At 73.5% G+C, this 20,070-nt stretch carries 20 protein-coding genes and 1 pseudogene; 12 read left to right on the plus strand and 9 right to left on the minus strand.

What is annotated here, in order from left to right; translation table 11 throughout:
- Positions 1-94 precede the first annotated feature (94 nt).
- Positions 95-1,363 (minus strand): MFS transporter, encoded by a 1,269-nt coding sequence (locus ACFVSN_RS19385; protein ID WP_387956365.1) that lies wholly within the window; start codon positions 1,361-1,363, stop codon positions 95-97.
- Between the two features lie 87 nt (positions 1,364-1,450).
- On the opposite strand from ACFVSN_RS19385, the gene ACFVSN_RS19390 reads away from it, so the two are divergent.
- From ACFVSN_RS19390 to ACFVSN_RS19400, 3 genes are all read left to right on the plus strand, one after another.
- Complete coding sequence (locus ACFVSN_RS19390) at positions 1,451-2,428, plus strand: DUF5937 family protein (RefSeq protein WP_387956274.1); 978 nt, start codon at positions 1,451-1,453, stop codon at positions 2,426-2,428.
- A 128-nt stretch (positions 2,429-2,556) separates the two neighbouring features.
- Entirely contained in the window at positions 2,557-3,021 is a 465-nt protein-coding gene (locus tag ACFVSN_RS19395) for a helix-turn-helix domain-containing protein (protein WP_380436568.1), read from the plus strand.
- 1 nt (position 3,022) lies between these two features.
- On the plus strand, positions 3,023-3,592 hold the full coding sequence (locus ACFVSN_RS19400) for a PIN domain-containing protein (protein ID WP_387956275.1): 570 nt from the start codon (positions 3,023-3,025) through the stop codon (positions 3,590-3,592).
- 45 nt (positions 3,593-3,637) lie between these two features.
- Here ACFVSN_RS19400 and ACFVSN_RS19405 read toward each other — a convergent pair whose 3' ends face one another.
- Complete coding sequence (locus ACFVSN_RS19405; protein WP_387956276.1) at positions 3,638-5,221, minus strand: purple acid phosphatase family protein; 1,584 nt, start codon at positions 5,219-5,221, stop codon at positions 3,638-3,640.
- Between the two features lie 157 nt (positions 5,222-5,378).
- Between ACFVSN_RS19405 and ACFVSN_RS19410 the strand changes: the two genes are divergently transcribed.
- Positions 5,379-5,717 carry a hypothetical protein gene (locus tag ACFVSN_RS19410; RefSeq protein ID WP_387956277.1) on the plus strand — a complete coding sequence of 113 codons (339 nt, stop codon included), beginning with the start codon at positions 5,379-5,381 and terminating at the stop codon, positions 5,715-5,717.
- A 12-nt stretch (positions 5,718-5,729) separates the two neighbouring features.
- Here ACFVSN_RS19410 and ACFVSN_RS19415 read toward each other — a convergent pair whose 3' ends face one another.
- Both ACFVSN_RS19415 and ACFVSN_RS19420 read right to left on the minus strand, forming a co-directional pair.
- Positions 5,730-6,515 (minus strand): DUF1963 domain-containing protein, encoded by a 786-nt coding sequence (locus ACFVSN_RS19415; protein ID WP_380436574.1) that lies wholly within the window; start codon positions 6,513-6,515, stop codon positions 5,730-5,732.
- 135 nt (positions 6,516-6,650) lie between these two features.
- Positions 6,651-8,126, minus strand: a complete 1,476-nt coding sequence (locus ACFVSN_RS19420) for a PQQ-binding-like beta-propeller repeat protein (protein ID WP_387956278.1) — start codon at positions 8,124-8,126, stop codon at positions 6,651-6,653.
- 118 nt (positions 8,127-8,244) lie between these two features.
- On the opposite strand from ACFVSN_RS19420, the gene ACFVSN_RS19425 reads away from it, so the two are divergent.
- From ACFVSN_RS19425 to ACFVSN_RS19435, 3 genes are all read left to right on the plus strand, one after another.
- The gene (locus ACFVSN_RS19425) at positions 8,245-8,853 is read left to right on the plus strand and encodes an SMI1/KNR4 family protein (protein ID WP_387956279.1); all 609 of its coding nucleotides are present in this window, start codon (positions 8,245-8,247) and stop codon (positions 8,851-8,853) included.
- A 176-nt stretch (positions 8,854-9,029) separates the two neighbouring features.
- Complete coding sequence (locus ACFVSN_RS19430) at positions 9,030-10,061, plus strand: hypothetical protein (RefSeq protein WP_380436579.1); 1,032 nt, start codon at positions 9,030-9,032, stop codon at positions 10,059-10,061.
- 102 nt (positions 10,062-10,163) lie between these two features.
- Positions 10,164-11,219 carry an NAD-dependent epimerase/dehydratase family protein gene (locus ACFVSN_RS19435; RefSeq protein ID WP_380498477.1) on the plus strand — a complete coding sequence of 352 codons (1,056 nt, stop codon included), beginning with the start codon at positions 10,164-10,166 and terminating at the stop codon, positions 11,217-11,219.
- A 27-nt stretch (positions 11,220-11,246) separates the two neighbouring features.
- Here ACFVSN_RS19435 and ACFVSN_RS19440 read toward each other — a convergent pair whose 3' ends face one another.
- From ACFVSN_RS19440 to ACFVSN_RS19450, 3 genes are all read right to left on the minus strand, one after another.
- Complete coding sequence (locus tag ACFVSN_RS19440; protein ID WP_387956280.1) at positions 11,247-11,462, minus strand: hypothetical protein; 216 nt, start codon at positions 11,460-11,462, stop codon at positions 11,247-11,249.
- A 70-nt stretch (positions 11,463-11,532) separates the two neighbouring features.
- The gene (locus tag ACFVSN_RS19445) at positions 11,533-12,690 is read right to left on the minus strand and encodes a sensor histidine kinase (protein WP_380436584.1); all 1,158 of its coding nucleotides are present in this window, start codon (positions 12,688-12,690) and stop codon (positions 11,533-11,535) included.
- Positions 12,687-13,418 (minus strand): response regulator transcription factor, encoded by a 732-nt coding sequence (locus ACFVSN_RS19450; protein WP_380436586.1) that lies wholly within the window; start codon positions 13,416-13,418, stop codon positions 12,687-12,689. Before ACFVSN_RS19450 ends, ACFVSN_RS19445 begins: the two co-directional genes overlap by 4 nt.
- Before the next feature lie 173 nt (positions 13,419-13,591).
- Between ACFVSN_RS19450 and ACFVSN_RS19455 the strand changes: the two are divergent.
- The 3 genes and pseudogenes from ACFVSN_RS19455 to ACFVSN_RS19465 all read left to right on the plus strand — a co-directional run.
- Positions 13,592-14,311: pseudogene (locus ACFVSN_RS19455) on the plus strand (glycosyltransferase family 2 protein); the annotation flags it as partial.
- A 174-nt stretch (positions 14,312-14,485) separates the two neighbouring features.
- Positions 14,486-14,992, plus strand: a complete 507-nt coding sequence (locus tag ACFVSN_RS19460; protein WP_387956366.1) for a DUF2064 domain-containing protein — start codon at positions 14,486-14,488, stop codon at positions 14,990-14,992.
- Entirely contained in the window at positions 14,989-15,648 is a 660-nt protein-coding gene (locus tag ACFVSN_RS19465; protein WP_387956281.1) for an SAM-dependent methyltransferase, read from the plus strand. Before ACFVSN_RS19460 ends, ACFVSN_RS19465 begins: the two co-directional genes overlap by 4 nt.
- A gap of 315 nt (positions 15,649-15,963) precedes the next feature.
- Here the strand turns inward: ACFVSN_RS19465 and ACFVSN_RS19470 are convergent, their stop codons facing one another.
- Entirely contained in the window at positions 15,964-17,292 is a 1,329-nt protein-coding gene (locus ACFVSN_RS19470) for a glycosyltransferase 87 family protein (RefSeq protein ID WP_387956282.1), read from the minus strand.
- A gap of 234 nt (positions 17,293-17,526) precedes the next feature.
- Here ACFVSN_RS19470 and ACFVSN_RS19475 point away from each other — a divergent pair, with 234 nt between their 5' ends.
- Both ACFVSN_RS19475 and ACFVSN_RS19480 read left to right on the plus strand, forming a co-directional pair.
- A complete protein-coding gene (locus tag ACFVSN_RS19475; RefSeq protein WP_387600026.1) occupies positions 17,527-18,636 on the plus strand; it encodes a molybdopterin-dependent oxidoreductase in 1,110 nt (369 codons plus the stop codon).
- Positions 18,636-19,067 carry a hypothetical protein gene (locus ACFVSN_RS19480; RefSeq protein ID WP_387600006.1) on the plus strand — a complete coding sequence of 144 codons (432 nt, stop codon included), beginning with the start codon at positions 18,636-18,638 and terminating at the stop codon, positions 19,065-19,067. The genes ACFVSN_RS19475 and ACFVSN_RS19480 overlap by 1 nt, the downstream gene beginning before the upstream one ends.
- Here the strand turns inward: ACFVSN_RS19480 and ACFVSN_RS19485 are convergent.
- On the minus strand, positions 19,030-19,887 hold the full coding sequence (locus tag ACFVSN_RS19485) for an S-methyl-5'-thioadenosine phosphorylase (RefSeq protein WP_380500070.1): 858 nt from the start codon (positions 19,885-19,887) through the stop codon (positions 19,030-19,032). The two genes, ACFVSN_RS19480 and ACFVSN_RS19485, sit on opposite strands and share 38 nt — an antisense overlap.
- Positions 19,888-20,070 lie beyond the last annotated feature (183 nt).

Here is a 20,070-nt window from a genome sequence, read left to right on the forward strand (position 1 = left end):
CGTAGACGCAATTGGCTGCGTCTCCACTGAACGAGGACTTCTGCGCAGGAAGTCGACCCGCCCGACTTCCCGCGCAGAGGGTCCCGAGGCGGGATCAGACAACCGCCGGCACGGCCTCCTTCTCGGCGACGGGCAGGTCGCGCATGGTCCGCAGCGGCGAGCAGAGGATCGGCAGCACCGCGAGGAGCTCGCCCACGACACCGACCCACATGGCCTGCCGGACGCCGAGGCTCTGTCCGAGCACGCCGCCGATCAGTGCGCCGACCGGCATCAGCCCCCAGACGACGAACCGGAAGGACGCCGTCATCCGCCCCAGCAGCGGCTTCGGGCAGAGCCGCTGGCGATAGGCGACGCTCGAAACCCGGAAGGTCATGAAGCCGGCCCAGCCCAGGCCGTTCAGCGCGACGGCGATCGCGAACCGCCCATCCGCCTGGTACATCGGCAGGGCGAGCAGCCACAACACGCTGCTCAGGGTCATCGAGAGCCACATCGCCCGGCCCTGGCCCAACTTGGCGGTGATCCGCTCCACGCACAGTGCTCCGAGCAGGCCGCCCACCGCCTCCGCGCTGAACACCAGGCCGCAGAGGAACGCCGAGAGGTGAAGCCGACCAGCGAGCAGCGCCAGCAGCATCGACGCACTGATCGTGCCGCACATGTTGGAGAGCGCCGAGCTGATCGTGATCGCGCGGAGCAGCCGGTGGCCGAGGACGAAGCGCAGGCCCTCGGCGATCTCGGACCGCAGGTTCCCACCGCCGGCGCCGCTGCGCGGCCGCGGATCGGGCGTGCGGATGCGGGCCAGTGACAGGGCCGACAGCACGAAGGCGGCCGCGTTCACGACGATCGCCACCGGCGCGGTGAGCGCTCCCACCGCGATCCCTCCGACGCCCGGACCGCCCACTTGCGCGATGCTGCGCGTCGTCTCCAACTTGACGTTGCCCTCGACCAGTTGCTCGTCCGCTACCAGGTGCGGCAGGTGGCTCTGGAACGCCGTGTCGAAGAACGCGGTGCAGACGGACATCCCGAACGCCACCACGTACAGCTGGAGCAGGGTTAGCGTACCCAGGAGCGCGGCGACCGGTATCGACCCGAGCAGCACCGCACGGCAGAGGTCGCCGACCACCATCACGCGGCGCTGCCGCATCCGGTCCACCCAGGCGCCGGCCGGCAACCCGAGGACCAGCGCGGCCAGGTACTCGCACACGACGAGCAGGCTCATCTCGAACGGCGTGGCGTGCAGCGTTCCGATCGCCACCAGCGGGAGCGCGACCAGCGTCACGCTCCCGCCGAGCTGACTGACCGCGTCGGCGGCCCACAGCCGTCGGAAGTCCCGGTGGAGGAACAGGCTCGAACGATCTCTGATCATGGTCACGGTCGGCAACACCACCATCGGACGACCTGGCCGACCAGTGTTTTAGTCTGGGCGAAAACACCTGTGCGGGGAGGGAGCCCCATGACCGAGGTGCGGTTCGACGTCGATGACGTCGCCTCCGTCAGGTTCGCGGTCTCGCCGCTGTGGGAGACCATTTCCAGCCTCCGGGTGCTGCGCGAGCCCGGGCACCACCCGGTCCACCTGCCCTGGATCGGGCAGGCCCGGCAGCTGGTCCGGGACGAGGGCCTCGCCCGCCGGACCGCTCCGCTGAGAGCCATCGTGTGGTCGGGCAGTTGCCTGCCCGATTTCCTGACACCGCCACCGGGCTGCTCGCTCGGCGAGATCGAGGAGGAGCTGGCAGTCGTCCTGGCCACCCCGCCGGCCCGCGTCCGGGCCGAACTCGAAGCGGGCTTCCGGTACGCGCCGCCCTCGCCGTTCGCCCGGCTGCTGGCCGCCGACCCCGAGTCGGCGCTGCCTCGGCTGGTCGACGCCGTCCGCGGATGGTGGCAGGCGGCGATCCACCCGCACTGGCCGCGCATGCGGGCCGTACTGGAGGCGGACATCGCGTACCGCACCCGCCAGTTCTCCGGTGGCGGTGTGCAGTCCCTCTTCGGGAACCTCCACCCCGCGCTGTGCTGGGCCGGGGACCGCCTCCTCCTGGACGACCGGCTGGACACCGCCATCGACCTCCGTGGCCGGGGCCTCCCGCTGCTGCCGAGCGTCTTCACCGCCCACTCCGTGCTCGTGACCAGCGACCCGGCATCACCGCCGATCGCCATCTACCCCGCCCGGGCGGTCGGCACCCTGTGGGAGCGGCAGGAGGCCACCACGGGTGCGCTCGCCCGGCTACTGGGCCGCAGCCGGGCCCGGATCCTGGCCTACACCGGCTCGCCCAGCACCACGACCCAGCTGGCGACACGCACCGGTCTGAGCCCGGGGGCCGTCTCCCAGCACCTGGCCGTACTGCGCGAAGCCGGGCTGGTGACCGGCCACCGCTACCGCAACGAGGTGAACTACACCGTCACCGATCTGGGAGCCGCCCTTCTCGACCGGCCCTGACGCCCCGGGGCTGCAGCCTTCCCGTCCTCCGTCCGAGCAGGAGACCTGGGAGGGCATAGCACCCCGAAGCGCTGTTGCGAATGCTTCACTTATTGCGAATACTTCGATTAGGACAGCGGAGGGAAGCCATGGGAACCGTCACAGGCAGGAAGATCGAACCCGGCGCCGTCGATGCGGGCGATGCTCGGCGGGCCCTCAGCCGGATCAACGACTACCTCTCGCACACAGGTCGCAGCAACAAGGACATCCAGGTACACCTCGAAACAGGAGCGCAGGACGAGACTCTGGTGCTCCCAAGACCGGTGGCCGAGATGTTCGCCTCGATACTGGCCGCCCTCGCCAACGGACAGGGCGTCCAGATCATCCCGGTCGATGCGGAGCTCACCACTCAGCAGGCCGCCGACATGCTGAACGTGTCCCGCCCCTACCTCATCGGACTGCTGGAGTCCGAGAAGATCCCCTACCGGCTCGTAGGCCGCCACCGCCGCATTCGTGTCGACGCTCTTCGCCAGTACCTTCGCGAGGACGACGCGGCACGGAAGGACGCCGCCGACGAGCTGATGCAACTGGACCAGGAGCTGGGGCTGCTCTGACATGGCCTTCGTCGTCATCTATGACGCGTGCGTGCTGTACCCGAACACCCTGAGGGACCTCCTCATGCGTGTCTCGCTACGGGGGCTCGTGCGCGCGCAATGGACTGACACCATCCTTGACGAGGTCGATCGCAACCTCGTCAAGGACTTTCAGATCCCACCGGAGAAGCTCCAGCGACGTCGAGAGCTGATGGTTCAGGCGGTCCGGGACTGTCTCGTCACGGGGTTCGAGCCCCTGATCGAGGGGCTCAAGCTCCCGGATCCCGACGATCGACACGTGTTGGCCGCGGCGATCAGGGCGGGAGCCCAAGTCATCGTCACCAACAACCGAAAGGACTTTCCCGTCGACTACCTCGGTTCGTTCGACATCGAGCGGAAGAGTGCCGATGACTTCGTCATGGACCTCATCGGGCTGGATGAGCGCGTCGTCTACTCGTGCGTCCAGGAGATCGCTCTGAGCCGACGCAAGCCGCCACAGACGCTCGACGACGTGCTGAGCCAGCTTGAGAGGTCCGGCCCGAGCCAGTCATTGGCCGCCTTGCGCCTCGGGTGGGTTGCAGAAGAGGGTTAGGCCCGCCGCGCGGCGTGCGCGGCGGGCCCTCAAGGACGCTATGGGTTACCGGCGGCCGGCCGCGACTCTGGCATCGCTGTTCTCGTCGTCCCCCCAGCCGTCGCTGCGGTCGCGGTACAGGGTGAACTGGTCGTAGAGCACCGGCGTCGGCACCGGGTTGGCCGCCGTGGCCGGGGCCGAGTGGTAGTAGCTCACGGTGATGGTGGTGCGGCTGCCGGGCAGCACGCCCGGGTCGACGTCGAAGACCGCGACGCCGTAGGGGTGGTTGGTGTCCGGGTCGATCACCGCGGACCAGGTGGCCTTCTCCTTGGCGTCCGGGTCGGCCTTGAAGGTGAGCCGCTGGGTGCGGACGAAGGCCTCGCGGACGCCGTCGCCGTCGGCCGGCAGGTACTTGTCGTCGTGGCCGGCGGTGCCGCCGCCGCCCAGGATGAGGTGGACGGTGCCCTGCGAGGTGTCGATCTGCCGCAGGTCGTCGTCGGCGACGGACGGGGTGAGCAGGCCGCCGGACTCGGTGCCGCGCACGGGGTGGGTGCGCTCGTAGTCGTGGTCGTGGCCGGCGAGAACGAGGTCGACCGCGTACTGGTCGAACAGCGGCATCAGCTTCTCCCGGATGCCCATGTCGCCGCCGTGGCTGGCGGCGGACGAGGACATCGCGAACTGGTGCATGCTGACGACGATCCAGTCGACCGCGCTGCCGCCCCGGGCCCGCGACAACGTGCGCTCCAGCCAGCGCAGTTGGGCGCCGTCGCTGTAGTCGCTGATGTAGATGGACTGCCCGGTGGCGGGGTCGATGCTGGCGTCGTCCTCGACCGCGATCTCGTTGCCGTCGAGGCTCAGGAAGAGCACCGAACCGATCTGGAACGCGTACCAGTTGCCGCAGTAGTCGCGGGTGCCGTTGTCGGGGAGCTCGAAGCGGGTCAGGTAGGAGGCGTAGCCGAGGTCGCCACCGCCCGCCTCGACCTCGTGGTTGCCGGGCGCGGGCATCCAGGGCCGGCTGGCGGCCGACTTGGACAGGTTGTTCATGAACGCGTTCCAGCACTGCGGCTGGAGCTGCGGGTTGTTGTTGGCGTACGCGAGGTCGCCGTTGAGCAGGTGGAACAGCGGCGAGAACTGCTCGACCTGGCGGACGGCCGCCGCACCGTGGATCGAGGACTTCGCGAACACGTTGTCGCCGGTGCCGAGGTCGCCGAAGCTGGTGAAGCGGAACGCGGCACGGCCGCGCCCGGGGGCGGTGCGGAAGGTGCCGCGCACCGGCTGGGCACCGTCGTGCAGGACGTCGTAGACGTACGTGGTGTCGGGCTTCAGGCCGCGCAGCCGGACGTGGTGGGTGAAGGTCTCGACCTTGTTCAGCCCGTCGACGTACGTCCGCGTCTCGGCGTCGACGCTGCGCCCGCCGCCGCCGCGCGGCGTCCCGAGGCGCAGGCGCGGGCGGCTCACGCTCGCCGCCGTCGCCCAGGACACGGTCATCTCGGTGGACGGCTCGTCGCCCCACTGGAGGTGGACCTGCTCGGGGCCGGGCGTGCCGGCGACGGCGGGCTGCGTCCAGAGCAGGGTGGACGCCGGGATCGCCGCGAGGGCGCCGGCGGCCGTACCCGTCCGAAGGACCGTTCTGCGCGAGGGATGTGACACTGCCGCCTCCATGGGCTCCGAGAAACGCCCAGGAGACTCCCACGGCGGACGGTACCGGCGGACCACTTCGGACAGTGCGTCCGGCGAACGCCGGGTGAACGAACCGGTTACTGTGGCCCACGTCCGACGGCGCCAACGCGATCGAGAGGTCCCGCACGTGTCCTCAGCACCGGATTCCCCCGCAGCACCGGCCTGGTACACCGTCCGGTGCTTCTTCCGCTGGACCAACTGGAGCGACGCGCCCTACGAGGAACGGATCACCCTCTGGCGCGCCGGCTCCTTCGACGAGGCGATGGTGCTCGGCGAGCGCGAGGCGGCCGCGTACGCGGAGGACGGCGGCTTCGAACTGCTGCCGCTCACCCAGGTGTTCGTCCTCGACGCGGACGGCGGCCCGGCCCACGGCAGCGAGGTGTTCTCCCTGCTGCACCGCACGGACATGGCACCGGAGACGTACCTGGACCAGTTCGACCGCGACGGCAGCACCGAGCAGCCGTGAGCCGGCGGGCTCCTACGCGCCGTAACGATGGGCGAACGGGCGCCCGGGGCAGGTACGGCACTCGAACAGGCGCACGCTGTCCAGGTCGCCGAGACTCAGGTCCGCGCCCTCCCACCTGACGTCGCGGTCCTCGACCGGGGTCCACGCCTGCCGGTTGTCGTGCTCCTCGGTGCTGTCCACCGTGAGCAGGTGGTCCATCGGCGTCGAGCAGAGCGGGCAGACCGGCCACCGCGGCTCCTGCGACCAGCCGGGGTAGCCGCCCAGCTTGGTGCCCGGCGCGGTGGACAGGTGGTCCTGGTAGTGCCAGCCCGTCTCCGCCTCCACCTGTTCGAAGCGGGCGTCCAGGGCGTCCCAGAGCTCGTCCGGCAGGTCCCAACTCGGGTACTCCGTCACCGTCTCCGGGTGCACGACACAAGGACGCGGCACCCGCCCGTACCCGGCGTCCGCAGGCGCCGGCGGGGTCTGCCGCACCTCCCCCACCTCCGCCGCGGAGCGCCAGCGGACCAGCGGGACGACCCACTGGGTCGCATGGCGGCGCGGACACCACAGCACCTGGAGCAGGTCCCGCCCCTCCGGGAAGGGCACGGTGTCCGGCACGTCGGCGCGGAAGATCTGGACGACCGCGACCATCGGCGACCCCGGGTGCTCGGGGCACTCCGGCCACGGCTCCCGCGCCGGCCACAGCAGCGGCCCGCCGACCGAGCTGTCGCGGCACGTCGGCCGGCCCGAGCGCGGGTGCAGCCGCACGGTCTCCCGGCGGAAGGGCGCGAGCTCGGGAAACAGCGCTTCGACGTTCAAGGGGCGCGGTGGAGTTCGACGGGTCACCCGCGGACGGTACCGGGGGCCGGAGGCCGGGCGCACCGGAGATTCGGCCGGAGCCGCACAGGAAGTCGGCGGGCCCGACTTCTCGCGCGCGGCCTACGCCGACCGCACCTACCTCGGCACCGCCACGGCCCGTACCGGAGGCTCGGCGTCGGTGGTGCCGTCCTGGGCGACGACGGTGAAGCGGCTGGGGCCGTCCGGGGCCAGGTCCGACGGGTCGTCCGACTCGGTGCCGAGAACGGCGAGGCTCTCGTCCTCATGGCCGGTGGCGGTGTCGACGCCGGTCAGGGAGTTGCGGGTCATCGCCCAGACGCGGGTGCCGTCGACGGCCAGGCCGGTCACCTGGTCGTCCAGCCCGGCGGTCCACCGCTTGCCGCCGTCGGCGAGGGAATAGGCGACCAGGCGGCCCGTCGCGTGGCGGCTGTTGTGCTTCGCACCGCCGAAGGTGACATCGTCCGGCTTCTCGCCCGGCACGACGAGCAGGTCGCCCACGACCACCGCACCGTAGGCGGGGCGGGCCTCGAACTGGTGGACAGCGTGGGCGCCGCCCAGGGTGACGTCCAGGTCGTACTCGTCCCCGGAGACCGGGATGGTGCTGCGCACCTTGCCCGCGCGGTCGAAGGCGAGCACGGCGTGCGTGCCGCGGTCGCCCTGCTCGTCCACCCACACGGTGAGCGGGTCGGCGGAGAGGACGGCCGCGTCGTTCAGGCCGTTGGCGAGCGGCAGGACGGTGTGCGTCCGCTCCTGCCCGTCCTGCGGGGCCAGTGTCCGCAGCACGGGGCCGCCCTTGGTGCACTGGGCGACGGTGACGGCGGTGTCCGGGCCGCCGGCGACCCGCAGCGGTGCGCAGTCCGGGTCGACGGCGCTGCGCCAGGCGGCGCTGCCGTCGGTGAGGCTGACGGCGCGCCAGCCGCCCGTTTCCTGGAGGACGGCGCGATCGCCGGCGACGGCCAGCAGTCCGGGAGCGGCGGTGTCGCCCGTGCGGAGGGGAGCGTCGAGGTTCGCCGTCCAGCGCGGGGTGCCGGTCGCGAGGTCGAGCGCGATCGCGGTGGCGCACGGACGGCCGTGGGCTCCGTGGGCGAACAGCCCGATGCCGTGGCCGGTTTCGCGGCTCATGGCGCAGACGGAGTCCTCGGCGGGCGGGGTCCAGCTCCAGGCGGTGTCGCCGGTGGTGGCGCGGTAGGCCACCACCTTGTCGGGCCGGGCGCGGACGACGAGGTCCGCGGTGCTCCAGCTGCCGATGGCGCGGATGTCCGAGGGCCGGTCGGGCGGGGCCGTCCAGTCGTCCTTGACGCCGAGGCCGGCGAAGTGGACGAAGATCCCGAGGCCGATCAGCGTGCCGAGTGCGACGGACGGCAGGCCGAAGCGCGGATGGAAGAGCGCGTAGAGCAGACCGGCGCCGCAGACCATCAGCCCGAGGATGGCGATGAACCCCATGGAGGCGACGGCATCGCCGCCGTAGCCGTAGTGCCCGCCGAACAGCGCCCCCAGCCCGAGCACCAGGAACAGCGCGCCGAACACCCCGCCCGAGACCACCCCCAGGATCTCCTGGTCGACCTTGAGCCGGTCCTTGATGTTCCCCGCCATGCCGCTTCTCCCCCGAGACGTGTCGAATGATCATGACAGAGGCCGACAAGCGCAGGAAGTCGGATCCATCGACTTCCTGTGCACCACCCTTCGGCTATGCGAGAGGAGACTGTGGGCCATGGATGCGATCGCTCATGGTGTGCGGGAGTCGTCGTCGCGGATCGGGACGTGGCTCAGGGCCCACGTCCGGCCGGCGCCCGCCGTGCCGGCTGCGGACGCGGCGAGGCTCGATGCGGCGGCGCGGGAGCTCGGGCTGGTGCTGCCCGGGGACCTGCGGGCCTGGTGGGAATTGACGGGCGTCAGCGCCGGCTTCTGGCTCCCGGGGGAGTTCGCGCCGACGGGCCTGGAGGAGGCTCTGGAGACCCGGGAGATCTGGCTGTTGGTCGCCGAGGAGAGCGCGGGAGAGGGCGCGGGAGAGAGCGTGGATGAGGCAACGTTCCGGCCCGGGTTCATGCCGATCGCGTTGAGCCCCGGCGGCGACGGCCTGCTCGTCGATCTGCGCTCCGGCGAGTGGCAGGGCGCCGTCTTCCTCTGGGATCACGAACGCCAAGGCCTCGGCACGCCGCTCTGGGAGGGCGTGGGCTCGATGCTCGCCGACATCGCCGATGCTCTGGCGTCCGGCACCCCGGCGTTGACGTGGCACGAGGGTCTCGGCGGCCCCGAGAATCCGGTCGTCGCGACGGTGGACGAGTCCCGCGAACTGGGCTGGAAGCCCGCGTGGATCTGATCCGCACCGAGCGTGCGCAGGAAGTCGGCGGAACCGACTTCCTGCGCGCACGGGTCGAAGTAGCCCCTGGCAGCGGAATCGCGCGCATCGAACGACTGAGGTCTCCTGGAAGGGGTGGGTCCGTCGAGGCCGAGCTGACCGCTCGCCTCGCCCTTCACCGATGAATCGAGACCGCTGTGACAGGAATCGAAGATCTCAGAGCTGCCACCCGTCTCCTGCTCGACCTGAGCTTCAGCTGGGAGGCAAAGGCACCGGACAATGACGCACCGATCGTCGACAAGACGGGCAAGGCGAGCGTTCCCGCAGTTGCGTTCGACAAAGCGTCCGGCTCGCTGGATTTCGTCATGGATGCGCAGCGGTTGCAGATTCCGAGCCTGCAGAGTCCGCTTGCCGTTCAGATGACCGGAGTGAAGTTGGACGACTCGAGCATCAAGTGGGTCCCCTCGCTCCCGAACGGCCCGGTCGGCGTGAAGATCAAGGGCGCCGGAAGTGCCACCATCACGGGCGTCGGCGGACAGATCTCAGCGAAGCTCACTTCCCTGAATCCGGCGCTGAGCAAGTCCGGAGGGCCTCAGGACCTGCGCCCCTACGCATTCGACGTGCAGTTGGCGACGCTCGGTGCCGCCAACGGGCTGACAGCGGACTTCTCGGCCTCCATCGACGGCCGGCTCTACCTGAACAACCTGACCGTCAGCGGTCTCGCCGGGCAGCTCGAAGAACTTTCGCTGTCCATCGAGAGACTCCCGACCAGCGAGTGCGTGGAAGTCCCCGTCGCCGGCGGGACCTCCATTCTCAAGGCGGTCGTCACCGGTGTTCCTCGGGGAGCGACGCTGGCCTACTCCTGGAGCGCGGCCGGCGGCACCGTGATCGGCAGCACCACCGACAGTCTTCTGGAGGTGAGGCTGCCGGCGGCGATCGGCACGGTGGTCACCGTGGGCCTGACGGTGACGGTGACCGATGCCGGCGGCGCCACGTCGCTCGTCGCCACCCCGTTCCCCGTCCTGGGAGCCGATCCCCAGCTTGCCCAACGGATGGAGAAACTCTGCAAGATCATGGAAGAGGCTCCGAGCAACTGGTTCGTCAACCCGCTGTGGGACCCGCTCCGCGACCTGGTCGTTCACCCGAACGAGCCCGCGCTGCAAAGGACCGCAGACGTCCTGATCCGGCTTGGTGAAGCGGTGCGGAACCTGCATGACGGCACGGCGTAGGGCCGTCCCGCGGAGGAGCTCCCGGCCCGCACGGATTACCGAAGGCTGACGAACGGAGCCGAGCACCCCGAACAGCCGCCCCGCGCAGCTAAGTTCCACGGCATGGAGATTCTCGTGACCGGCGGCGCCGGCTTCATCGGCTCCGCCGTCGTCCGCACCCTCACGGCGGTGGGCCACGGCGTGCGGGTGCTGGACGCGCTGCTGCCCGCCGTCCATCCGTCCGCCCAGCCCCCCGAGCTGCCGGACGGCGTGCCCTTCCTGCACGGGGACGTCCGCGACCCGGCCGCCGTGGAGGAGGCGCTCGACGGGGTGGACGCCGTCTGCCACCAGGCCGCGATGGTCGGCCTCGGGCTGGACCTGAACGACGCACCCGCCTACGCCGGCTGCAACGACCTCGGCACCGCCGTCCTGCTCGCGGCGATGGCCCGCACCGGCGTCCGGCGTCTCGTCCTGGCGGGCTCGATGGTCGTCTACGGCGAGGGCCGCTACCGCTGCCCCGTGCACGGCGACGTCGCGCCGGGCCCGCGCCGACCGGCCGACCTGGACGCGGGCCGGTTCGAGCCGCCCTGCCCGGTCTGCGCCACCGCCCTCGCCCCCGGGCTGGTCACCGAGGACGCGCCCGCCGACCCGCGCAACGTGTACGCCGCCACCAAGCTCGCCCAGGAGCACCTCGCCTCCGCGTGGGCCCGCGCCTCCGGAGGCACCGTCCTGACGCTCCGCTACCACAACGTCTACGGTCCGGGGATGCCGCGCGACACCCCGTACGCGGGGGTCGCGTCGCTGTTCCGCTCGGCGCTGGCACGGGGCGAGGCGCCCCGGGTGTTCGAGGACGGCGGCCAGCGGCGCGACTTCGTCCACGTCGAGGACGTCGCGGCGGCCAACCTGGTGGCCCTGACCTCGATCGACGCCAGGCCGCCCGGCAGCGCCCGCGCCTACAACGTGGGCAGCGGCGAGCCCCGGACGGTCGGCGAGATGGCCTCGGCGCTCGCGGAGGCGTACGGCGGCCCGGCACCGGTGGTGACGGGCGAGTACCGCCTCGGCGACGTCCGGCACATCACCGCGGACTCCGCCCGCCTGCGCACCGAACTCGGGTGGCGCCCGCAAGTGCCGTTCCACACCGGGATGAAGGAGTTCGCCGCCGCACCCCTGCGGGCGTGACCGCGGCGGACGGAACCACCGTCACGCTCAACGCACGGCCTGTTCCCAGATCTCCAGCCCCGCGCGGAGGAGTTCGCGCACGGCCGCGGTCTCCTCGCCCGTCCAGGCTCCCTCCCCCGCGGCCGGTTCGAGGGCTTCGCCGCCGAAGACCTTCTCGTAGGCGCTGTCGTGAACCGGCCCCTGGGCGGGCAGGGGCGGGTCGGCCTTCAGGCTGCGGGAGAGGTCCTCGAAGAAGGCGGCCATGCCCATCTCCCTGATGCCGCGGTGGCACCTGCCACACGGCGAATCTAGGCGCGCGAGGCCACCCTCGACACTAGGCGTGCGAGGCCGCCCTCGGCGCCGGGAGGGCGATCTCGAAGCAGCAGCCCCCGTCGACGTTGCGCACGCCGGCCCGCCCGGCGTGGGCCTCGACGATGCCGCGCACGATGGCCAGCCCGAGCCCGCCGCCGCTGTCCCCGCTGTCGCCGCCCTCGCCCGGGTCGCGCCGGGGCGTGCGGGCGGCGCCGCCGCGCCAGCCGGTCTCGAAGACGCGCGGCAGGTCCTGTTCCGGGATGCCGCCGCAGCCGTCGGTGACGGACAGCACGACCTCGTCCGCCTCGCGCCGGGCGGCGACCGCGACCACGCCCTCCTCCGGGGTCGCCCGGATCGCGTTGACCAGCAGGTTCCCGAGTACCCTGGTGATCTCCCGGCTGTCCACCTCGACGGGCTCGGCCGCCACCTCCCGCCCCTCCAGCCGGACCCCGCGCCGCCGGGCCAGCGGGTAGGCGCCGGCGAGCGCGTCGTCCACCAGGTCGTAGACGGACACCCGGGCCACCGACAGCGACAGCGCCCCCGCCTGGATCCGGGACAGCTCGAACAGGTCGTCGACCATCCCGGTGAGCCGTTCGACCTCGGTGCGGATCCGGACGAGGTAGCGCTCCGGCTCGTCGGCGACGCCGTCCTCCAGCGCCTCGGCCATGGCCCGCAGGCCGGCGAGCGGGGTGCGCAGGTCGTGCGAGATCCAGGCGATCAGCTCCCGGCGCGAGCGCTCCAGAGCCTGTTCGCGCGCCCTGGACTCGGCGAGCCTGGCACTGGTGGCGGCCAACTCCTCGCTCAGAGCCGCCAGTTCGGTGCCGAGCGGCTGGTCCGGCGCGGTGAACCCGGCGTCGCTGCCGACCGTCCGGGCCGCCACGGCGAGCGCCCGGCTGCCGGCCACCACCTGGCGGCCGAGCAGGGCGGCGGTGAGCAGCGACACGACGGCGGCCATGCCGAGCACGGTGACGACCACGCCGAAGTCGTGGGTGGACAGGAACATCGCCTGCGCCACCGCGAAGGTGCCCGAGGTCACCGCGAGGACGGTCACCACGGCGACGGTGAACAGCGAGAGCGCGACGGAACGCCGGCGCAGCAGCCGGATCGCGGCCCAGCCGAGCAGTCCGGCGCCGCCGGCGCCGAGGGCGGCGAACAGGGCGATCAGTAGGACGTCCTTCACCGGTCACCACCGCCGGCCGGGTCGTAGCGGTAGCCGACGCCCCACACGGTGGTGATGAGCGCGGGCGCGGCAGGGTCGTCCTCGATCTTCTCGCGCAGCCGCCGGACGTGGACGGTGACGGTGGAGAGGTCGCCGAAGTCCCAGCCCCAGACGCGCTGCATCAGGTCCTGCCGGGAGAAGACCGTGCCGGGGTGCCGGAGCAGGAACGCGAGCAGGTCGAACTCCCGTAGGGTCAGGGAGAGTTCGCGCTCGCCACGCTGGGCCCGGCGGGCCTTCGGGTCGAGGGCGATGTCCCCCGAGCGCAGCGGGCCGCCGTCCGGAGCCGCCGAGCCCGCCGGGGCCGCGCCGGCCCGGGCGCGGCGCAGCACCGACTGCACCCGCAGCACCAGCTCGCGCGGGCTGAACGGCTTGGTGACGTAGTCGTCGGCGCCGAGCTCCAGGCCGAGGATCCGGTCGGCCTCGTCCCCCTTGGCGGTGAGCAGCACCACCGGCAGCCCGGCGCCCTCGGCGGAGGCGCGCAGGCGCCGCAGCACCTCCAGCCCGTCGAGGCCGGGGAGCATGAGGTCCAGCACCAGGAGGTCCGGGGGCGCGCTGCGGGCGAGGGCGAGCCCCTCGGCGCCGTCGGCGGCGCGGTCCACGAGGTGGCCGGCGCGGGTGAGGTAGCCGGCGACGACCTCGGCCACGGTCGGGTCGTCGTCGATCACCAGGATGCGGGAGACGTCGTTCACCTCGCCGAGGATAGGAGGTGGCGGCGCCGGGTGCGGACCGGACGGGACGGGCGTTCGCCTTCCGTAAGATCCCCGAGCCCTGCCGGACGAGATCACCCGGACGGGCCAGCCGACACGACGTCCGCGTTCCGTAAGGCGCCGGTGCCCCCGCACGCGGCCCGTCGGCGCCTAGCGTGGCCCGCGTGACCTCACCCACCCCCATTCCCCCTTCCGTCGACGTCGTCCTGCCGTGCCTGGACGAGGCCGCCGCGCTGCCCTGGGTGCTCGGCCGGATCCCGGCCGGCTGGCGGGCGATCGTCGTCGACAACGGCTCCACGGACGGCTCGGCCGAGCTGGCCCGTTCGCTCGGCGCGACGGTGGTGGCCGAGCCCCGGCGCGGTTTCGGCGCCGCCTGCCACGCCGGGCTGCTCGCGGCCACCGCCGAGCTGGTGTGCTTCCTGGACTGCGACGGCTCGCTCGATCCGGCCCAGCTGCCGCGCGTCACCGAGCCGGTGCTGGCGGGCGCGGCGGACCTCGTCCTCGGCCGGCGGCGCCCGTCGACGGCCGGGGCCTGGCCGGTGCACGCCCGGCTCGCCAACGCCGTCCTCGCCCGCCGCCTGCGCGCCCGCACGGGGGCGGCGCTGCACGACCTCGGCCCGATGCGGGCCGCCCGCCGGGAGCGGCTGCTGGCGCTCGGCCTGGGCGACCGGCGCTCCGGCTACCCGCTGGAGATGGTGCTCACGGCGGCGGCGGCCGGGATGCGGATCGCCGAGACGCCGGTCCACTACCTGCCGCGCGCGGGCCGCTCCAAGGTCACCGGGACCCTGCGCGGGACCCGGCAGGCCGTCCGCGATATGCGGGCGGTGCTGGCCGCGCCGCCGCCCACGTTGCTGGTGATCGCCAAGGCGCCCGTCCCGGGCCGGGTGAAGACGCGGCTCACGCCGCCGTTCACGCCTGAGCAGGCCGCCGGTCTGGCCGAGGCCGCGCTCGGCGACACCCTGCACACGCTGTCCACCGTCCCGGCCGGGCTGCGCCTGCTGGTGCTGGACGGCGAACCGGGCGACTGGCTGCCGCCGGGCTGGCAGGTCGTGCCGCAGTCGGGCGGCGGCCTGGACGAGCGGCTCGCGGCGGCCTTCGCCGACGCCGCCCGCCTCGCCCCGGGCGCGCCCGCGCTGTTGGTCGGCATGGACACCCCGCAGCTGAGCGCGGCGGCACTGGCCGAACCGCTGTCCGCCGCCCGGCGCGCGGGCGTCGACGCGTGGTACGGCCCGGCGGCGGACGGCGGCTTCTGGGCCCTCGGCCTGGCCCGGCCGACGTCCCCGCTCGCTGCCCGACTCCTGTGCGGCGTACCGATGTCCACGCCGCACACCGGAGCCCACCTCCTCGACCGTCTCGCGGCAACAGATCTGACGGTCAATCACCTTCCGGAACTCACCGACGTGGACACCGCCGAGGACGCCCGCCGCGTCGCCGCCGAAGCCCCGCACGGCCGCTTCGCCGCCCGCCTCGCCGGCTTCGAACTCAGCCACGGGGGCGGCGAGTTGACACCCACCACCGCTCTGCAGGTCGACTCTCCCACCGGGATGCCACGTTGACGATCACCGCCACCACCCCCTGGGTCGACGACCCGTTCGCCGAGGCCGTCCGCACCGGCCGCGGCCCGCTCTGGCTCCGCCGTGCCGACGGCCACCGCCTCCGGCTCGACGTCGAACGCTGGTGCGCCCCGGCCACCGGGGCCGACCACAGCCTGCTGCTGCGCTGCACCCGGCTCTCCGCCCCCGTGCTCGACCTCGGCTGCGGGCCCGGCCGCCTGGTCGCCGCGCTGCTCGAACTCGGCGTCCCGGCGCTCGGCGTGGACGTGACCGGCGCGGCCGTCGCCCGCACGCTCGGCCTCGGCGGCCCGGCCCTGTGCCGCTCGGTCTTCGACCGGCTGCCCGCCGAGGGCCGCTGGGGTGCCGCACTGCTGGCCGACGGCAACCTCGGGATCGGCGGCGACCCGCTCGCCCTGCTCCGCCGGGGCGCCGAACTCATCGCCCCGGACGGCCTGTTGCTCGTCGAGGTGGAGGCGGCGGAGACGGACGAGCGCGCCGTCGTCCGGGTCGAGGGCCCGGACGGCCGCCTCGGCCCGCCGTTCCCGTGGGCCCGCCTCGGCACCCTCGCCGCCCTGCGCCGCGCCCGCGCGGCCGGCCTCGCGGAGGCCGAGCGCTGGACCTCGCACGGCCGGCGCTTCCTCGCCCTGCGCAAGGCCTGAGCCGGACGCGGGCATGGATTTGGGCCGGGGTCCAGGGAGCCTTGCAGGACGCCGTTCGTGCGTCACGCGTGCGGCTGTCGCCCAACCGCCTCTCGGCCCCTCGGTCAGGGGTGCCCCGGCGGCACCCTTCGCGGCGTCGCGGCCGAGCCTGCCAGAAGCCCCGGGCGGGGACAAGACCCCCGAACCGACGCCTACCCGGCGTTCCCCACCCGCCACGGCGGGTGCCCGGACCTGCACGTCAACGGCACCCGTCCCGCGCCGTCCGCGCACCGGACCCACGGGACGGGCACCAGCCCCACGGGACGGGCACCCCCTTCACACCGCCCGCGCGAGCACCCGCCGAGCGGCCCGGCGGCCGCCCCACCGCCGCACCGCGCCGCCCGTCACGACGCACGCCAGCGCCACCCCGTACGCTGCCTGCTGCGCCTCGATCCCGCCCGTCAGGTAGAGCACCTGCCCCGCCGCCGGGACGGCCAGCCACTCCCACCGCCCGTCCAGCGCGACGAGCGCCACCACCAGCAGCCCGTACCACGGGTAGGACGGCGCCACGACGAGCAGTGCCGTCCCGGTGACGAGGAGCGCGCCCGACCACGGTCGCGCCGGGTCCCCGCGCCGCAGCACCCACAGCGCCACCCCGGCCAGCACGGCTCCCGCCGCCCACGGCAGCAGCGCGTCCGGCAGGACCAGCGCCGGCAGCCCGAACCGGTCGATGTGCCCCTGCTCGTAGCCCTCCTCCCGCAGGTAGCCCGGCAGGTACCCGAGCACCCCGGCGCCGGACGCGGCGACGTACGGGACGTACGAGAGCGCGAACGCGCCGACCGTCCACGCCAGCAGCACCGCGCTCTCCCGGACGGACCGGCGGGCGAGCACCCCCGGCAGCGCCAGCCCGGGCAGCAGCTTGACCGCGATGGCGGCTCCGGCCAACAGCCCCCCGGCCGCCGGGCGCCGTCGCACCACACACCCCAGCCCGGCCACGAGCAGCAGCGCGCCCAACGTGTCCACGTGCGCGTCGTTGACCGCCCACACCGTCACACCCGGGCACCACCCCCACAGCGCCGCCCGCCGGCTCCCCCGCCCGACCACGAGCAGCGCCCCCGTCGTCGCGACCGCGAGCAGCGCGCCGGCCGCCTGCGCCCCGCGCACCCCGCCGCCGAACGGGTGCACGACGAGGAACCACGCCTCCGCGACGGGCGGGTAAATCGTGTGCACGGCGGGCCGGTTGATGTGGGTGCAGTCCCCGGCCGCCGTCCGCCGCTCGTCCCAGCCGGCGCACTCCCCGCCCGTCGGCCAGAGCCCGGGATCGCGCAGCCGGGCGAGTGCGGGGTCGTCGGGGGTGTGCGCGTACGGGGAGATCCCGGCGGCCTGCACCCGGCCGTCCCAGACGTACCGGTAGGCGTCGTCGCTGGTGCGCGGCGGCGCGAGGAGGCCGACGGCGGCGACGGCGATGCTGCCCGCGAGCACCAGCGGCACGACCTGACGGTCCGTCATCTTCCGGAGCAGTACGAGCGCGAGCGCGAACAGCCCGGCGTCGACGGCGTACCAGACGAACAGGGGCGCGCGATGGTCGAGCGCGCCACCGCCCGTGACGGTCACGACGAGGGCTCCGACCAGGGCGGCGAGGGCGAGGAGGGCACGAGTGAGCACGGCGCCCACCCTGCCACCGCCGGGCCGGGGCGGGCCGCCGCGACGTGGCGCCGTTCGGATTCCGTAAGCACGTCGGAGCGCCGCCGCGGGGCCCCGGACGGGTTCCATGGGCACGTGAACCCGAAGACGCCCGAACCCCCCGGCCCGAGCTCCCCAAGCCCGAGCTCCCCCGGCCCGAGCTCCCCCCGGCCGTCCCGCCGTTACGACCTCCCGCTCCCGCCGCCGCCCGACGCCCTGCGCCGCGGACCGTTCCGCGACGGGAAGTTCCGCTCGGCGCTGCACGAGCCGCGCACCACCGTCGTGCTCGGCCGCTGGCTCGGCGCCGCGCTGCTGGTCTGCTTCCTCACCGGCCTGGTCAGCCACGCCCTCCAGGACCCGCCGACCTGGCTCGTCCCGTACCTCCAGAGCCGGCCGGTCGGCGGCTACCAGGTCACCCAGGGGCTGCACGTGATCAGCGGCCTGGCCGCGATCCCGCTGCTCGGGGCGAAGCTGTGGACGGTCTACCCGCGGCTCTTCGAGTGGCCGCCTGCCCGCAGCGTGCTGCACGCGCTGGAGCGGCTCGGCATCTTCGTCCTCGTCGCGGCGATGCTGCTGGAGGTGTTCACCGGGCTGTTCAACACGCTCCAGTGGTACCCGTGGCCGTTCCCGTTCCGCCAAACCCACTTCTGGCTGGCCTGGTTGGCCACCGGCGGGCTCCTCGTCCACATCGCCGCCAAGGGCACGCTCATCGCCCGGCACTGGCGCCGCCCGGCCGTCGGGCTCCCGCAGCGCCGCGCCTTCCTGACCGCCGTGACGGCCGCCGCGGGTGTCGTGACCCTCACCACCGCCGGGCAGACGGTGCCCTTCCTCAGCGGCCTGGACCTGCTCGCCCCGCGCCGCCCGGACATCGGCCCGCAGGGCCTGCCGGTCAACCGCACCGCCGCCCAGGCCGGCACCGTCACCGCCCCCGCGGACTGGCGGCTGCGCGTGGACGGCCCCCGCCCGTACACCCTCACCCTCGCAGAGCTCGCGCAACTACCGCAGCACGACGTGGAATTGCCGATCGCGTGCGTCGAGGGCTGGAGCGCGACGGCCCGCTGGAGCGGGGTCCGGATCGCCGACCTGATGGAGCGCGCCGGCGCCCCGGCCGGGTCCGCACTGCGCTTCACGTCCTTCGAGGCCAACGGGCCCTACCGGGTGATGGAGATGCCGTCCGAGTACGCCGTCGACCCGCTCTCACTGCTCGCCCTGCGCGTCAACGGCGAGGTACTGAAGGCCGACCACGGCTATCCGGCGAGGGTCATCGCCCCCAACCGGCCCGGCGTGCTGCAGACCAAGTGGATCGAACGGATCGAGGTCGTCTGATGCCCCGTTGGCTGCGCGCCGCCCTCCTGCTCGGCGGCCTCGCCCTGCTCGGCTTCGGCCTCTCCGGCCTGCTCGCCGACTCCTACATCACCGCCCCGTTCGACGTCCTGGTGTGGGCCGTCGGAGCGGTCGTCCTGCACGACGGCCTGTGGCTGCCGCTGCTCTGCCTGGTCGGCGCCCGCTACGCCCGCGGCCCGGTGCTGCGCGCGTGGCTGGTCGTCGCGGCGGCGGTGACGGCCGTCGGGCTGCCGGCCGTCCTGCGGGACGGCACGGACCACGGCAACTCCACGCTGCTGCCGCTGCCTTACGGCCGCAACCTGCTGCTGGTGCTGGCCGCCACCGCCGTCGTCGCGCTGCTGGTCGCGCTCGTCCGGCGGTGGCGCACCCAGGGCCTCAGGCCCCGGCGGCGACGCCCGGCAGACCCGTCGTGAGCCCGTCCAGCGCGTGCGAGCAGACGCAGTCCCGGTCGGCCGGCAGGCTCTCCAGCGCCTTGAACAGCACGGTGCGCAGCCGGTCGACGTTCCCCGCGAAGGCCTTCAGCACCTCGGCGTGGGTGACGCCCTCACCGGCCTCCACCCCGGCGTCCAGGTCGGTCACCAGCGCCAACGACGTGTAGCAGAGCCCGAGTTCGCGCGCCAGCACGGCCTCGGGGTGCCCGGTCATGCCGACCACCGACCAGCCGTTCGCGGAGAACCAGCGCGACTCGGCGCGGGTGGAGAAGCGCGGGCCCTCGATCACCACGAGCGTCCCGCCGTCCACCGGCTCCCAGGCCGCGTCGCGCGCCGCGTCCAGCGCCGCCCGGCGCCCGGCGGGGCAGTACGGGTCGGCCATCGACACGTGCACGACCTCGGGGAGCGAGCCGTCCGGCAGCGGCAGTCCGTCGTAGTAGGTCTGCACCCGGCCGGAGGTGCGGTCGACGAACTGGTCCGGCACCAGCAGCGTGCCGGGCCCGTACTCCGGCCGCAGCCCGCCCACCGCGCACGGCGCGAGCACCTGGCGCACACCGAGCGCGTGCAGGGCCCACAGGTTGGCCCGGTAATCGATCCGGTGCGGCGGCAGCCCGTGGCCGCGCCCGTGCCGCGGCACGAACGCCACCCGGCGGCCGGCCACCTCGCCGAGGAACAGGGCGTCGCTCGGCGGCCCGTACGGCGTGTCGACGCGCACCTCGGTCACGTCGTCCAGCAGCGCGTACAGCCCCGATCCGCCGATCACACCCAGTTCGGCGCGCGGGAGTCGCTGATCGTTCGTCATCGTTCGTGCCCTTCCTCGGAGACGTCCCGGCCACTGTAGGAGGCGGCGCCCCCGGCGGAAGCGGGACCTCGATTACGTCGGTCTTACGGCTCGCGGCGCCGCGGGCCGCTGCGGCCGAATGGCGGCGGGCCGCCGGGGTGGTCCCCGGCGGCCGGGCGGGTGACTTTCCGGACGCGTCGGCAA

It is taken from the genome of Kitasatospora sp. NPDC057904 (genome assembly GCF_042887925.1).
In the GTDB taxonomy this organism is placed as follows: Bacteria; Actinomycetota; Actinomycetes; order Streptomycetales; family Streptomycetaceae; genus Kitasatospora.